The 14381-nt window shown below is 70.4% G+C and carries 12 protein-coding genes; 8 read left to right on the forward strand and 4 right to left on the reverse strand.

The annotated features are described in order from the left end of the window. Positions 1 to 61 precede the first annotated feature (61 nt). The 4 genes from ACFPIH_RS53940 to ACFPIH_RS53955 all read right to left on the reverse strand — a co-directional run bounded on the left by ACFPIH_RS53940 (position 62) and on the right by ACFPIH_RS53955 (position 6874). Positions 62 to 1513 carry an FG-GAP-like repeat-containing protein gene (locus tag ACFPIH_RS53940; RefSeq protein WP_381185516.1) on the reverse strand — a complete coding sequence of 484 codons (1452 nt, stop codon included), beginning with the start codon at positions 1511 to 1513 and terminating at the stop codon, positions 62 to 64. A gap of 26 nt (positions 1514 to 1539) precedes the next feature. Next, positions 1540 to 2973: an FG-GAP-like repeat-containing protein gene (locus tag ACFPIH_RS53945; protein WP_381185519.1), complete on the reverse strand. Its 1434-nt coding sequence runs from the start codon at positions 2971 to 2973 to the stop codon at positions 1540 to 1542. A gap of 50 nt (positions 2974 to 3023) precedes the next feature. Further along, positions 3024 to 4436 (reverse strand): FG-GAP-like repeat-containing protein, encoded by a 1413-nt coding sequence (locus tag ACFPIH_RS53950; RefSeq protein ID WP_381185521.1) that lies wholly within the window; start codon positions 4434 to 4436, stop codon positions 3024 to 3026. Positions 4437 to 4606: 170 nt separating this feature from the next. After that, positions 4607 to 6874: a (Fe-S)-binding protein gene (locus tag ACFPIH_RS53955; RefSeq protein ID WP_381185524.1), complete on the reverse strand. Its 2268-nt coding sequence runs from the start codon at positions 6872 to 6874 to the stop codon at positions 4607 to 4609. A 185-nt stretch (positions 6875 to 7059) separates the two neighbouring features. Between ACFPIH_RS53955 and ACFPIH_RS53960 the strand changes: the two genes are divergently transcribed. The 8 genes from ACFPIH_RS53960 to ACFPIH_RS53995 all read left to right on the forward strand — a co-directional run. Then, complete coding sequence (locus ACFPIH_RS53960) at positions 7060 to 8253, forward strand: MraY family glycosyltransferase (protein WP_381185527.1); 1194 nt, start codon at positions 7060 to 7062, stop codon at positions 8251 to 8253. Positions 8254 to 8348: 95 nt separating this feature from the next. Beyond that, positions 8349 to 10199 carry a molecular chaperone DnaK gene (gene dnaK, locus ACFPIH_RS53965; protein ID WP_381185530.1) on the forward strand — a complete coding sequence of 617 codons (1851 nt, stop codon included), beginning with the start codon at positions 8349 to 8351 and terminating at the stop codon, positions 10197 to 10199. Further along, a complete protein-coding gene (gene grpE, locus ACFPIH_RS53970; RefSeq protein ID WP_381185532.1) occupies positions 10196 to 10840 on the forward strand; it encodes a nucleotide exchange factor GrpE in 645 nt (214 codons plus the stop codon). The genes dnaK and grpE overlap by 4 nt, the downstream gene beginning before the upstream one ends. Positions 10841 to 10882: 42 nt before the next feature. Next, positions 10883 to 12061: a molecular chaperone DnaJ gene (gene dnaJ, locus ACFPIH_RS53975; RefSeq protein WP_381185535.1), complete on the forward strand. Its 1179-nt coding sequence runs from the start codon at positions 10883 to 10885 to the stop codon at positions 12059 to 12061. A gap of 5 nt (positions 12062 to 12066) precedes the next feature. Then, a complete protein-coding gene (locus ACFPIH_RS53980; protein WP_381185586.1) occupies positions 12067 to 12528 on the forward strand; it encodes a heat shock protein transcriptional repressor HspR in 462 nt (153 codons plus the stop codon). A gap of 92 nt (positions 12529 to 12620) precedes the next feature. Continuing rightward, positions 12621 to 12824, forward strand: coding sequence for a hypothetical protein (locus ACFPIH_RS53985; RefSeq protein WP_381185589.1), 204 nt, complete (start codon positions 12621 to 12623; stop codon positions 12822 to 12824). After that, on the forward strand, positions 12796 to 13323 hold the full coding sequence (locus ACFPIH_RS53990; protein WP_381185537.1) for a DUF6879 family protein: 528 nt from the start codon (positions 12796 to 12798) through the stop codon (positions 13321 to 13323). The genes ACFPIH_RS53985 and ACFPIH_RS53990 overlap by 29 nt, the downstream gene beginning before the upstream one ends. 388 nt (positions 13324 to 13711) lie before the next feature. Continuing rightward, positions 13712 to 14381 (forward strand): helix-turn-helix domain-containing protein (locus ACFPIH_RS53995; RefSeq protein ID WP_385879305.1); only part of this gene is annotated, 670 nt, incomplete at its 3' end.

A 14381-nucleotide genomic window follows, 5' to 3' on the forward strand; every position in this document is an offset into this window, starting at 1 on the left:
TGACCTTCAGGCTCGCTGCCACCGTCCTCCAACTCGCCGCCCTCATACGGCACCTCGCCGGCTAACCCGCCAGTACGTCGCCGAAGTAGGACAGGCCCGCCGGGCCGCCCAGGGTGGGGCCGGTGAACGTCTTCGAACCGCCCGCCGCGATGCCGGAGGCGTTCGACTTGAACAGCCAGACCGCGCCGGCGCCGCTCTTCACGCCGTACGCGCTCGCGACCAGCTCCGCGCGGCCGTCGCCGTTGGCGTCGGTGAGACGGACGGCCGAGCCGAAGAAGTCCTTCGACCGCGCGGTGCCGGCGACGGCCGTGGTGTCCGGGGAGAAGAGCTTCGCGCCGCTGCCCTTCAGGCCGGAGGCCGAGCCGCGCAGGACGGTCACCGCGCCCGCCTGCTTCTTCGCGCCGAGGGTCTCGGTGGACGCGCCGACGGCGATGTCCGCGTAGCCGTCGCCGTTGGTGTCGCCGGCCGACAGGCTCCAGCCGAAGCGGTCACCCTTCTCGCCCTTGTCGGGAACGCCCGCGGTGTCCTGGGTGATGCGGACCGGCGCACGGGAGCTGAGGCCGCCGGCCGCGCCGTAGGTCACCGTGACCGCGCCGCCGAGGCCGCCGTTCGGCTCGGTGGCGTCCTTCTCCATGAAGTTGCCGGTGACGATGTCGCCGTACCCGTCCTTGTTCACGTCGGCGATGACCCCGTCGTAGCCGCCGGCGAGCTTCTTGCCCACCTTGAGGGTGCGGGTGGCGTCGCCGGTGTAGAGGACGCTGCGGGTGCGGTAGTCGCCGGAGGCGGTCTCCTCCTGTCCCATGACCACCAGATCGGTCCGGCCGTCGCCGTTGACCTTGCCCGCGATCAGCTTGTCCGGGTAGATCGTGGTCTGGGCGGTGGTGTCGACGCCGACGAGGGAGGCCGCCTTTCCGGTACGGGAGACCGGGCCCCGGAAGATGTTCAGCGACGGCGTGGAGTTGTTGCCGGCGGCCAGGTCGGTGTGGCCGTCGCCGTCGAAGTCGCCGGTCGCCAGCGACCAGCCCAGCTCGTTGCGGTACCGGGGCAGCGGTGAGGAGATGTCGGTGCCGGACTTGATGCCGGTGGCACCGCCCCACAGCACGGTCAGGACGCCGGAGGAGTCGGTCGAGCCGATCTGCTCGCCGTGCACGCCCACGATCAGGTCGGTGTAGCCGTCGCCGTCCAGGTCACCGCTGGTCAGCCGGTCGCCGAAGTAGTCGTACGACTCCGGGGTACCGGGGACGCCCGCCGTCGCCTGGCTGATGATCTGCCGCTTGGCCGTGTTCAGGCCGCTCTTGCTGCCGTAGACGACGGCGACGTATCCGGCGCCGCTCTTGCCGGAGACCTTGGCGATGGGGGCGGCGATCGCGAGATCGCGGTAGCCGTCGCCGTTGAAGTCGCCGGCCAGCCGCGAGGGCGCGGCGGTGGCGACGGTGGCGGGCAGGGCGGTGAGCAGACCGGTGGTCAGGCCGGTCGTGAGGGTCGCTGCCAGCAGCAGGGTGCGCTTGCGCATGAAAGTCCTTAGGAAGGAGGGGCGGGTCAGCCGTTGAGGACCGAGCCGTAGCCCGGGGTGCCTGCTGTGGAGATGCCGGTGGTGGAGGGGCCGAAGGCGATGGCGCCGGTGCCGGTGGGGCCCGTGGCCGAGCCGCGCAGGGACCAGACGGTTCCGTCGCCGGAGTTCTCGCCGGGGCCGCCGACGGTGAGTTCGGCGCGCTTGTCGCCGGAGTGGTCGGCGAGCACGACCCGGGCGCCGAACTGGTCCTTCTTCTCGGAGCGGTCGGGCACGCCCGCGGTGTCCTGGTGGACGAACGTGGCGCCTGAGGTCTTCAGACCGGACTTCGAGCCGTACAGGACGGTCACCGCACCGGCGCCGTAGTTCTCGCCCGCCGCGCCGACGGCCAGGTCGGCGTACCCGTCGCCGTTGACGTCGCCGAGGAAGACGGCGCTGCCGAAGCGGTCGCCGGTCTCGGAGGTGTTGGGCACGCCGGGCGTGTCCTGGGTGAGGACGAGCGGGGCGCGGCTGGTGCTGCGGCCGTCCGGACCGCCGTAGACGACCGTGACCCGGCCGCCCTTGGCGCCGGCCGGATCGGCGGAGGTCTCGCGGTCGTTGCCGATCGCGATGTCCGCGTAGCCGTCCTTGTCGATGTCGCCGATCGCGGAGGCGTAGCCGGCCGGCAGGGCCTGGAGCCAGTCGGTGTAGTTGCCGATCGTGGTGTCGCTCACCAGGTCGGTGACCGCGGTGTGGGCGGCGCCTGTCGTACGCCCGTGCACCACCAGGGCGGTGGTGCCGGAGCCGGTGACGGGGCCGGCCGTCAGGGCGGTGACGCCGTACGACGACGAGTACCGCGACGGGAAGCCGGAGCCCGAACCGCTCCTCAGAGCACCGGACTTGGCGATCGGGCCCTCGACGAAGGCGAGGCCGAGCCTGCCGTTGGAGCCGACCGCGACATCGAGGTCGCCGTCCCGGTCGAGGTCGCCCACGGCGAGCGCCTGTCCGTAGCGGTCGACTTCCGTGTTGAAGAGGTCGGGCAGCGTACGGGCCCCGGAGAGGCCGGACTTGGTGCCCCAGACGATGACGACCGTGCCGCCGTCGGTGTCGCCGTCGGCATCCTCGCCGGGCGCACCGACCAACAGGTCCGCGTAGCCGTCCTTGTTGAGGTCGGCGGAGGCGACGGCGGTGCCGAACGCGTCGCCGGTCTCGGCGGTGCCGGGGACGCCGGCCGTGTTCTGGGTGAGGAGGGTGCGGGTGGCCGTCCTGAGGCCGCTCTTGCCGCCGTAGACGACCGAGACCGCGCCCGCCCTGGCCTTGCCGGCGACCGTGGCGGCGGGTGCGCCGATCGCCAGGTCGACGCGTCCGTCGCCGTTGAAGTCGTAGGGCGCGGCGGGCGTCCGGGCGGCGTGGGCGGCCGGGGCGGACAGGCCGACGGCCGCCATGAGGAGGGCGGCGGTTGTGGTGGTGGCGCGCAGGCGCATGAACTTCCCCCGTGATGCGCTGAGTTGACGGTCGGTCATAAAGAGGTGAGCTACTGGCCGATGGTCCAGCCGAGGCCGCCGCTGCCCTTGAGGGCCAGGTTGGCGGCCGTGATCAGCTTGGCGCCGGTGGCGTTCAGGCCGGACGTGGCGCCCTTGATGACGGTGACGGCGCCCCGCTGGTCGTCCTCGTCGCCGCTGCCCACGACCAGGTCGGCCCGGCCGTTGCGGTTGAGGTCGACGAGGCGGACCGACTGGCCGAAGCCGTCCCAGTTCTCGACGGTGCCGGGGATGCCCGCGGTGTTCTGCGTGAACGTCTTGGAGCCCTTGCCGGTGAGGCCCTTCGCGGAGCCGTACAGGATGGTCACCGCGCCGGCGTACTTCTTGCTGCCGACGGCCTCGCCGGGGGCGCCCACCGCCACGTCGGCGTAGCCGTCGCCGTTGACGTCGCCGGTGCTGAGCGCGGCGCCGAACCTGTCGTCGGCCTCGCCCGTGTCGGGCACGCCGGCCGTGTCCTGGTTGATGACGGTGGGCTTCTGCGCGGGGTCGGGGCCGGTCGGGCCGCCGTACCAGACGTAGATCTGGCCGCCCTTGTGGCCCGCGGGCTTGCCGCTGTACGGGTCCGCGTAGTCGCCGAGGACGAGGTCGCCGTAGCGGTCGCCGTTGACGTCGGCGACCGAGGCGGTGAGGCCGTCGGCCTTGGGCAGCAGCTGGCGGACGTACTTGGTGCCGGTCCAGGTGAAGTAGCTGATGTCGCCGCCCGCGTCGCCGTCGACGGCGAACGGGTAGATGCGTTCGGCCGCGCCGTCGCGGTTGAGGTCGCCCGCGGCGACCTCGTAGGTGGAGCCGAGTTCGCTGACGGTGGTGTGGCTCGCCGGGCGCGTGCGGGTGAAGGGGCCCTTGTAGAGGCGGGTGCTCGCCTGGCCGGTGACGGTGACGTCCGGCTTGCCGTCGCCGTCGAAGTCGGCGACCGAGACGCCGGAGGAGAAGCCGCCCCACTCGGAGAGGGTGGACGGCTGCGGCAGGACCGTACCGCCGGACAGGCCGCGCTTGCCGCCCCACAGGACGGTCGCCCGGCCGACGCCGTCCCGGCTGCCGATGCTCTCGTACTGGGCGCCCACGACCAGGTCGGCGTAGCCGTCGCGGTCCAGGTCGCCGGAGGCGAGGCTGATGCCGAAGCGGTCGTCCCCCTCCGCGGTGTCCGGGACGCCGGGCGAGTTCTGGGTGATCACGGTCCGCTTGGCGGCCGAGACCCCGGAGGCGGAGCCGTAGAGGACCACGACGGCACCGGCCCCGCTCACGGAGCCGACCTGGGCGAAGGGCGCGGCGACGGCGACGTCCCGGTAGCCGTCGCCGTTGAAGTCGTCCGCGTACTTGGCGGGCGCGGCGGAGGCGACGGTGGTGGGCAGGGCGGTGAGCAGGCCGGTGGTGAGGCTCGCGGCGAGCAGGAGGGTGCGCTTGCGCATCGGTCGTCGGACTCCTGAAGAGGGCGGCGCGGACAGCGGGTTGCGTGCCGGACGGTGATCAGGAGACCGGTGTGGATCTGTAAGGGTTGTACGGGAGTTCGGTGAATCTTTGGGAATGACTGTGCCCCCTGGTCCGGGCCGGACCAGGGGGCACAGGAAGACGTCTCCGGCTACTTCACCGGCTCGGGCTCCGGCTCGCTCTCCGCCGCTTCCGACTCCTGCGGATCCACCGGCGTCCTGACCGACTCAAGGAGCAGCTGGGCGACGTCCACGACGGTGATGGACTCCTTGGCCTTGCCCTCGTTCTTCCTGCCGTTCACGGAGTCCGTGAGCATGACGAGGCAGAAGGGGCAGGCCGTCGACACGATGTCGGGGTTGAGCGAGAGGGCTTCGTCGACACGCTCGTTGTTGATGCGCTTGCCGATCCGCTCCTCCATCCACATCCGCGCGCCGCCGGCGCCGCAGCAGAAGCCGCGTTCCTTGTGGCGGTGCATCTCCTGCTGGCGCAGGCCCGGGACGGCGGTCATGATCTCGCGCGGGGGCGTGTAGATCTTGTTGTGACGGCCCAGGTAGCAGGGGTCGTGGTACGTGATGATGCCCTCGACGGGCGTGACGGGGATCAGCTTGCCCTCGTCCACCAGGTGCTGGAGCAGCTGGGTGTGGTGGATGACCTCGTAGTCGCCACCGAGCTGCGGGTACTCGTTGCCGATGGTGTTGAGGCAGTGCGGGCAGGTGGCGACGATCTTCTTGGCCGACTTGGGCTTCTTCGTCCCGGGGTCGTCATCGTCCTCGCCGAAGGCCATGTTCAGCGCGGCGACGTTCTCCATGCCGAGCTCCTGGAACAGCGGCTCGTTGCCCAGGCGCCGCGCCGAGTCGCCGGTGCACTTCTCGTCGCCGCCCATGATCGCGAACTTGACGCCCGCGATGTGGAGCAGCTCGGCGAAGGCCTTGGTGGTCTTCTTCGCGCGGTCCTCCAGGGCGCCCGCGCAGCCGACCCAGTACAGGTACTCGACCTCGGAGAGGTCCTCGATGTCCCGGCCGACGACCGGGATCTCGAAGTCGACTTCCTTCGTCCACTCCAGGCGCTGCTTCTTGGCCAGGCCCCAGGGGTTGCCCTTCTTCTCCAGGTTCTTGAGCATCGTGCCCGCCTCGGAGGGGAAGCTGGACTCGATCATGACCTGGTAGCGGCGCATGTCGACGATGTGGTCGACGTGCTCGATGTCCACCGGGCACTGCTCGACGCAGGCGCCGCAGGTGGTGCAGGACCACAGGACGTCGGGGTCGATGACGCCGTTCTCCTCGGCGGTGCCGATGAGGGGGCGCTCGGCCTCCGCCAGTGCCGCCGCCGGCACACCGGCCAGCTGCTCCTCGGACGCCTTCTCCTCGCCCTCCACGGTCTTGCCGCCGCCGGCCAGCAGGTACGGCGCCTTGGCGTGCGCGTGGTCCCGCAGGGACATGATCAGCAGCTTGGGGGAGAGGGGCTTGCCGGTGTTCCAGGCCGGGCACTGCGACTGGCAGCGGCCGCACTCGGTGCAGGTGGAGAAGTCCAGCAGGCCCTTCCAGGAGAACTGCTCGACCTGGGAGACGCCGAAGACGTCGTCGTCACCGGGGTCGGTGAAGTCGATCGGCTTGCCGCCGGAGGTCATGGGCTGGAGCGCGCCGAGGGCGGTCGCGCCCTCCGCGTTCCGCTTGAACCAGATGTTCGGGAACGCCAGGAAGCGGTGCCAGGCCACACCCATGTTGGTGTTGAGCGAGACCACGATCATCCAGACGAACGAGGTCCCGATCTTGATCATGGCGACCAGGTAGACCAGGTTCTGCAGGGTGGGGACGCTCAGCCCCTTGAACGCCAGGACCAGCGGGTACGAGGCGAAGTACCCCGCCTCGTAGTGCCCGACGTGGTGCAGGGCGCCCTCGAGGCCGCGCAGTGTGTAGATCGCGAGGCCGATGGTGAGGATGACGTACTCGACGAAGTAGGCCTGGCCCGACTTGGAGCCCGCGAAGCGGGACTTGCGCCCCGCGCGCGAGGGCAGGCTCAGCAGCCGGATCACCATCAGGACGGCGATGCCCAGGATCGTCATCACGCCGATGAACTCGATGTAGAGCTCGAAGGGCAGGAAGTCGCCGATGATCGGCAGCGTCCAGTCGGCCTGGAAGAGCTGGCCGAAGGCCTGCGCCAGGGTGGGCGGCAGGGTGAGGAAGCCGATGGCGACGAACCAGTGGGCGAAGCCCACGATGCCCCAGCGGTTCATCCGCGTGTGGCCGAGGAACTCCCGCACCAGGGTCACGCTGCGCGCGTAGGGGTTGTCTGTCCGGGAGCCGGCAGGGACCGGCTGGCCCAGCTTGAAATACCGGACGAACTGACCGATGGCGCGTGCGAGCAGCGCGACGCCGATCACGGTCAGAACCAGCGACACGATGATCGCGGCGAGTTGCATGATGGGGGCTCCTCGGGCCGATCCCTGTACATTACTAAGCGGTAACTTATGCGTCTGTCTGAGACTACCCCTATCTTGCGCCGCACTGTAGCTGGCCGCGGGGTGATCTGAATCGCTCAGGGTTGCCTCAGAGTCTGACCGTGTTATTCGTACCAAATTGGTACATTTATGACTAACTTATATCCGTGCTCTACGGGATCGCCGCCGCTGCCTCCGCCCTGCTCCTCGCCGCCCTCCTCGCCGCGCTGCTGCGCCTGCCCGCCCTGCGCCTGGGGGTCGTCGAGCGGCGGCGGCAGCGGCGCGTACCGCTGTCCGGAGGCGTGGCCGTCGTCCTGGCCACCTGTGGCGTCGCCGGCGTCGGCGACTGGCTGGGCGCCGCCCCGCTCGGCGACGAGATCGGCGCGCTGCTCGCCGTCGCCGTCGCCGTCGCCGCGCTCGGGCTGATCGCGGACGTCTGCCGGTTCAAGGCGCGGCTCCTGGTGGTCGGTACGGCGGTGGCGGCGGCCTTCGTCGTGCCGTACGGCGAGACCGGCGTGGTCGGCGGGGCGGCCGCCGTCGGCTGGATCGTCTTCGTGGCGCTCGCCTTCCGGTCCCTGGACCACGCGGACGGGGTGGCCGGGACGGTCGGGGTGGTCACGGCGTTCGGGGTGGCGGCCTGCGCGGCGGCCGAGCTGCTGGACGGCTCCGCGGTGCTGCTGAGCGTCCTGGCCGCCGCGCTGACCGGGTTCCTGATGCACAACTGGCCTCCCGCGCGCGTGGCGCTCGGCACCTGCGGATCCCTCTTCACGGGCTTCCTGCTGGCCGTCACGGCGGTCACCACGCGCGCGGGGCACGATCCCGCCGTCGGGACGGGGGTCCTGTTCGCGCTCACCGCGGTGGCGGTCGTCGACCCGCTGCTCGTCGCCCTGTCCCGCCGCGCGGCCGGCCGCTCCCTCCTGCGCGCCGCCCCGGACCACCTGGCCCACCGCCTGCGCCGCCTCGGCCTGACCGCTCGGGGCACGGCACTTCTGCTGGGTGCGGCCGCCTTCTGCGGGGTACTCGTCGCCACGCTCGCGCACACGGGGTGGGCCGGGCCGGAGACGGTGCTGTGGGTGGCGGCCGGCGCCCTGGTCGCCGTACTCGCGCTGTTGCGGGTCCCGGCGTACGGTCTGCCCGCGGGCCGGCGGCCGGTTCGCGGCTCCACCCGGGCCCCGGTGTCGCGTCTCACTCTTCGGCGGCGGGCCACCGCCCCCGGCCGCAGGCGCGCTCCGTCCGCTCCCGTATACGCTCCCCGGCGTCAACCCGAGGCCGGGAATTCGCCCCCCGGATCGGGTGATCGTAGAGCCAGGTTGCTGGAGTCTTCGCAGGTCAGCGGCTTCTTGCGTGTAAGGAACGGATAAGAGTTGAGTGAGGGCGACTCAGGTCTGTTGACCCATGCGCCGACCTCGTGCACACTTGAGCCTGTTCCACTCAAGTCAGCTGGAGGAAGATCACCATGGCACGTGCGGTCGGCATCGACCTGGGCACGACTAACTCCGTCGTCAGCGTTCTTGAAGGCGGCGAGCCCACCGTCATCACCAACGCAGAGGGCGCCAGGACCACGCCGTCCGTCGTCGCCTTCGCCAAGAACGGCGAGGTGCTCGTCGGCGAGGTGGCCAAGCGTCAGGCCGTCACCAACGTGGACCGGACCATCCGGTCCGTGAAGCGTCACATGGGCACCGACTGGAAGATCGAGCTCGACGGGAAGCCCTTCAACCCGCAGCAGATCTCCGCGTTCATCCTGCAGAAGCTGAAGCGCGACGCCGAGTCCTACCTGGGCGAGAAGGTGACCGACGCGGTCATCACCGTCCCGGCGTACTTCAACGACTCCGAGCGTCAGGCGACGAAGGAGGCCGGCGAGATCGCGGGCCTGAACGTCCTGCGCATCGTCAACGAGCCGACCGCCGCCGCGCTGGCGTACGGCCTCGACAAGAAGGACGAGCAGATCATCCTCGTCTTCGACCTCGGAGGCGGCACCTTCGACGTGTCCCTCCTCGAGATCGGTGACGGCGTCGTCGAGGTGAAGGCCACCAACGGCGACAACCACCTCGGTGGTGACGACTGGGACCAGCGCGTCATGGACTACCTGGTGAAGCAGTTCCAGGCGGGCCACGGCGTGGACCTCTCCAAGGACAAGATGGCGCTCCAGCGCCTGCGCGAGGCCGCCGAGAAGGCGAAGATCGAGCTGTCCTCGTCCACCGAGACCTCGATCAACCTGCCCTACATCACGGCGTCCGCCGAGGGCCCGCTGCACCTGGACGAGAAGCTCACCCGCGCCCAGTTCCAGCAGCTGACGGCCGACCTCCTTGAGCGCTGCAAGACGCCGTTCCACAACGTCATCAAGGACGCCGGCATCTCCCTCGCCGAGATCGACCACGTCGTCCTGGTCGGCGGCTCGACCCGGATGCCCGCCGTCGCCGAGATCGTCAAGGAGCTGACCGGCGGCAAGGACGCCAACAAGGGCGTCAACCCGGACGAGGTCGTCGCCATCGGCGCGTCCCTCCAGGCCGGTGTTCTCAAGGGCGAGGTCAAGGACGTCCTGCTGCTCGACGTCACCCCGCTGTCCCTCGGTATCGAGACCAAGGGCGGCATCATGACGAAGCTCATCGAGCGGAACACGACGATCCCGAGCAAGCGCTCGGAGATCTTCACCACCGCCGAGGACAACCAGCCGTCCGTGCAGATCCAGGTCTACCAGGGCGAGCGCGAGATCGCGGCGTACAACAAGAAGCTCGGGATGTTCGAGCTGACGGGTCTGCCGCCGGCCCCGCGCGGTGTCCCGCAGATCGAGGTCTCCTTCGACATCGACGCCAACGGCATCATGCACGTGACCGCGAAGGACCTGGGCACGGGCAAGGAGCAGAAGATGACCGTCACCGGCGGCTCCTCGCTGCCGAAGGACGAGGTCGACCGCATGCGCCAGGAGGCCGAGCAGTACGCGGACGAGGACCACCGTCGCCGCGAGGCCGCCGAGGCCCGCAACCAGGGCGAGCAGCTCGTCTACCAGACCGAGAAGTTCCTCAAGGACAACGAGGACAAGGTCCCGGGCGACATCAAGGCCGAGGTCGAGGCGTCCGTCGCCGAGCTGAAGGAGAAGCTCAAGGGCGAGTCCGGCGAAGGTGACAACACAGTCGAGATCCGCACCGCCACCGAGAAGGTCGCGGCCGTCTCCCAGAAGCTCGGCCAGGCCATGTACGCCGACGCCCAGGCCGCTCAGGCCACCGGCGACGCCGAGGCCCCGAAGGCCGACGACGACGTGGTGGACGCCGAGATCGTGGACGACGAGCGCAAGGACGGTGCCGCGTGACGGAGGAGACCCCGGGCTTCGAGGAGAAGCCCGACGTCCCCTCCGGCGCCACCCCCGACGACGCCGAGCCGAAGGCCGCCCCTTCCGAGAAGGAAGCGGCCCCGGCCGGGGACGCGAACCAGACCGCCGGTCTGGTGGCACAGCTGGACCAGGTGCGCACCGCGCTCAACGAGCGCACCGCGGACCTCCAGCGCCTCCAGGCCGAGTACCAGAACTACCGCCGCCGGGTCGAGCGCGACCGGATCGCGGTCAAGGAGATCGCCATCGCGAACCTCCTGACCGAGCTCCTGCCCGTCCTCGACGACATCGGCCGCGCACGGGAACACGGCGAACTGCTCGGCGGCTTCAAGTCGGTGGGCGAGTCGCTGGAGAGCGTCGCGGCCAAGATGGGCCTCCAGCAGTTCGGCAAGGAGGGCGAGCCCTTCGACCCGACGATCCACGAGGCCCTGATGCACAGCTACGCGCCCGACGTCACCGAGACGACATGCGTGGCGATTCTGCAGCCCGGGTATCGCTTCGGCGAACGCACCATCCGCCCCGCGCGGGTGGCCGTCGCCGAGCCCCAGCCGGGCGCCCAGGCGGTCAAGGCCGAGGACGGCGAGACCGGCGACGAGAAGGACAACGGCCCTGAGGGGGGCTGACGTAGACACCGAGCGGAACAACGGAAAGGGGGCACGTCGAGGATGAGTACCAAGGACTTCATCGAGAAGGACTACTACAAGGTCCTCGGCGTCCCCAAGGACGCCACCGAGGCCGAGATCAAGAAGGCGTACCGGAAACTCGCCCGCGAGTTCCACCCGGACGCCAACAAGAGCAACGCCAAGGCGGAGGATCGCTTCAAGGAGATCTCCGAGGCGAACGACATCCTCGGTGACCCCAAGAAGCGCAAGGAGTACGACGAGGCACGCGCCCTCTTCGGCAACGGCGGCCTCCGCCCGGGGCCGGGCGCCGGCGGCAACTTCAACTTCGACCTGGGCGACCTCTTCGGAGGCGGCGCCCAGGGCGGCGGCGGGGGTTCCGGCGGCTTCGGCGGCGGCATCGGGGACGTCTTCGGCGGCCTGTTCAACCGCGGCGGCGCGGGTACCACCCGTACCCAGCCCCGGCGCGGCCAGGACATCGACACCGAGGTGACCCTGACCTTCACGGAGGCCATCGAGGGCGCCACGGTCCCGCTGCGGATGTCCTCGCAGTCCCCGTGCAAGGCGTGCTCCGGCACCGGCGACAAGAACGGCACACCGCGCGTGTGCCCGACCTGCGTCGGCACCGGTCAGGTGGCCCGCGGCTCCGGCGGCGGCTTCTCCCTGACCGACCCCTGCCCGGACTGCAAGGGCCGCGGCCTGATCGCCGAGCACCCCTGCCTGGACTGCAAGGGCAGCGGCCGGGCCAAGTCCTCGCGCACCATGCAGGTCCGCATCCCGGCCGGGGTGACGGACGGCCAGCGCATCCGCCTGCGCGGCAAGGGAGCGCCGGGCGAGCGCGGTGGCCCGTCCGGCGACCTCTACGTCGTGGTCCATGTCGGCGTCCACCCGGTCTTCGGCCGCAAGGACGACAACCTGACGGTCACGGTGCCGGTGACGTTCACCGAGGCAGCCCTCGGGGGCGAGATCAGGGTTCCCACCCTCGGGGGCCCCTCCCTCACCCTGAAGCTGCCCGCCGGCACCCCCAACGGCCGCACCATGCGGGCGCGCGGCAAGGGCGCGGTCCGCAAGGACGGCACCCGCGGAGACCTCCTGGTCACCGTCGAGGTGAGTGTGCCCAAGGACCTGCCGGGGAAGGCTCGTGAAGCGCTCGAGGCGTATCGCGAGGCGACCGAGGGCGAGGATCCACGGGCGGAGCTGTTCGAGGCCGCGAAGGGAGCATGACAGGGATGGACGGCCGCCGACGCAGTGACAATTTCCGTGGGCCGTACGAACTGACCGAGGAGACCCCGGTCTACGTCATCTCGGTGGCGGCCCAGCTCTCCGGCCTGCACCCGCAGACGCTGCGGCAGTACGACCGCCTCGGTCTGGTCTCCCCGGACCGCACCGCCGGCCGGGGCCGCCGCTACTCGGCCCGCGACATCGAACTGCTCCGCACGGTGCAGGCGCTGTCGCAGGACGAGGGCATCAACCTGGCCGGCATCAAGCGCATCATCGAACTGGAGAACCAGGTCGCCGCGCTGCAGGCCCGGATGGCGGAGATGCAGGACGCGCTGGACGGCGCGGCCTCGGCGATGCAACAGCGCGAGGCGGCGGTCCACGCCTCCTACCGCCGTGACCTGGTCCCGTACCAGGAGGTCCAGCAGACGAGCGCGCTGGTGGTCTGGCGCCCGAAGAAGCCGAAGGACTGACAGAACGCTTCAGAGGGGACGGTACCGGTCACACGTCGGCACCGCCCCCTCGGGCGTTGCGTCCGAGTGGCCCTCCGGCCCGTCCTGCGGTGGTGGTCAGGCAGGGTGGTGGTACACAGGCCATGACGCGCCGGCCGGGTCGTCCAACCAAACAGGAAGCGGAGTGCGCCGCGTTCCAGGCGCCCGGTCACGGCAAAGGGATCCCCGAGGGCGAGGCTGTGATCCGTATTCCAGCCAGGATGGTGCACATGATCAGGGAGGCCTGCGATGCCGTCGAGCGCGCCACCGTTCAGTGAGCTGATCGCTCGCTGCGAGCGTTCCGCCGTCCATCTGGAGATGCGGGATGCCTACGCGGTCGACTACGAGAAGGGTCCGTTCGCGGAGTGGCGGGCGGGATTCCGCCACGATCCAGCGGACCGCGCGTCCTGGTGGCGGTCGTGGCTCGGCCTGATCCAGGAGACGGTGGCCCGCGGGGTCGTTGTCCGGCGGGCCCGCATTGTGTCCGAGCCGGTCAGTGAGTACACCCGCTTCCTGTACGACGGTACGTTCACCAACGTGGCCGCAGGCGAACAGGTGCGGTGGCTGCCCCGTCGGCAGGCATCGGACATAGCGCTGCCCGGGAACGACTATTGGCTGTTCGACGGTCGACTCATCCGGTGGAACCACTTCGCCGGCGACGGCGCCTCCGGCGGCGGCGAGATCAGCGAGGACCCGGCTGCGGCGAAGCTTTGCGCCGGGGCGTTCGACGCCGTGTGGGACCGCGGCATACCGCACGACCAATACGAAATCCGCTGACAGCGCGCACCAGTAGGCCAGGCCAATGCCCCTCTCTCCGTCTTCGTCCGCGCAGGCTGTCCGTGAGGCTGTCGCCCGGCGCCTGCGTGACCTCCGCAGAGAGGCAGCACTGACGGTCGTCGGGATCATCCCTGCGGCGGATCTGCTGCGTGCCCAGTGGCCGCGGGAGACCTTCCACCTGGCTTTCGGGCAGGGGTGGCCGGATCGCCGTCAGGGCGGTCCGGTGTCGCTGTCCGGGATGCCGTGGGTGGCCACGGACAGGCGGTGGTGACGGGGATGTGAGGATCCTGGGGCCGGTGGCCGGTGGCGGCCGGGGTGTGGTCACTCGCATGGGTGATGGTGATCGATGAGGTGGGCGGTCGTGGAATGTGTGGTCTACGTTCGCGGCATGGCGCGGTTTCGGATGTACCCGACGGGTGGGCAGGTGCGGCAGATGCTGCTGCACTGCGCGCACGCGAGGTACGTGTGGAACCTCGCTGTCGAGCAGCATGCGCAGTGGAAGCCGGGCCGCAGGTCCGCGCCGGGGTTTGCCGAGCAGTGCCGTCGGCTCACCGAGGCCCGGCGCGCCAATGAGTGGCTGGCGGCCGGGAACGCGGACGTGCAGCAGCAGGCCCTCAAGGACTTCGCCGCAGCCAAGAACGCGCGCTTCACGTCCGGGTTCGGTGAGCCGACCTGGCGCAGGAAGGACCGGCACGAGGGCTTCCGCGTCATCGGCACCGACCGGGTGCCCGAACATCAGGCAGACGGCTCGGTGAAGGTGAACGCGAGGACCGGCCGGCAGGTCATGGGCCGCTCGGTCGTGGTACGGAAACTGAACCGGCGGTGGGCGCAGGTGAAGGTGCCCGGCTGCGGCTGGGTCCGCTTCCGCCTCAGTGCGCAGGGCAAGGGCGCGAAACTGCCCGACGCGAAGACGTTCCGCGTCACGCTGAGGAACGGGCAGTGGCATGCCGCGTTCGCCGTCGTCCCCGGGCCGGTCCCCGCGCCCGGCACCGGTGAGGTCATCGGCATCGACCGCGGCGTCACCATCACCGCCGCCCTCTCCGACGGGCGGAAACTGA

Origin of the sequence: Streptomyces vulcanius (genome assembly GCF_042653945.1) — a bacterium.
GTDB classification, from domain to species: domain Bacteria; phylum Actinomycetota; class Actinomycetes; order Streptomycetales; family Streptomycetaceae; genus Streptomyces; species Streptomyces mangrovi.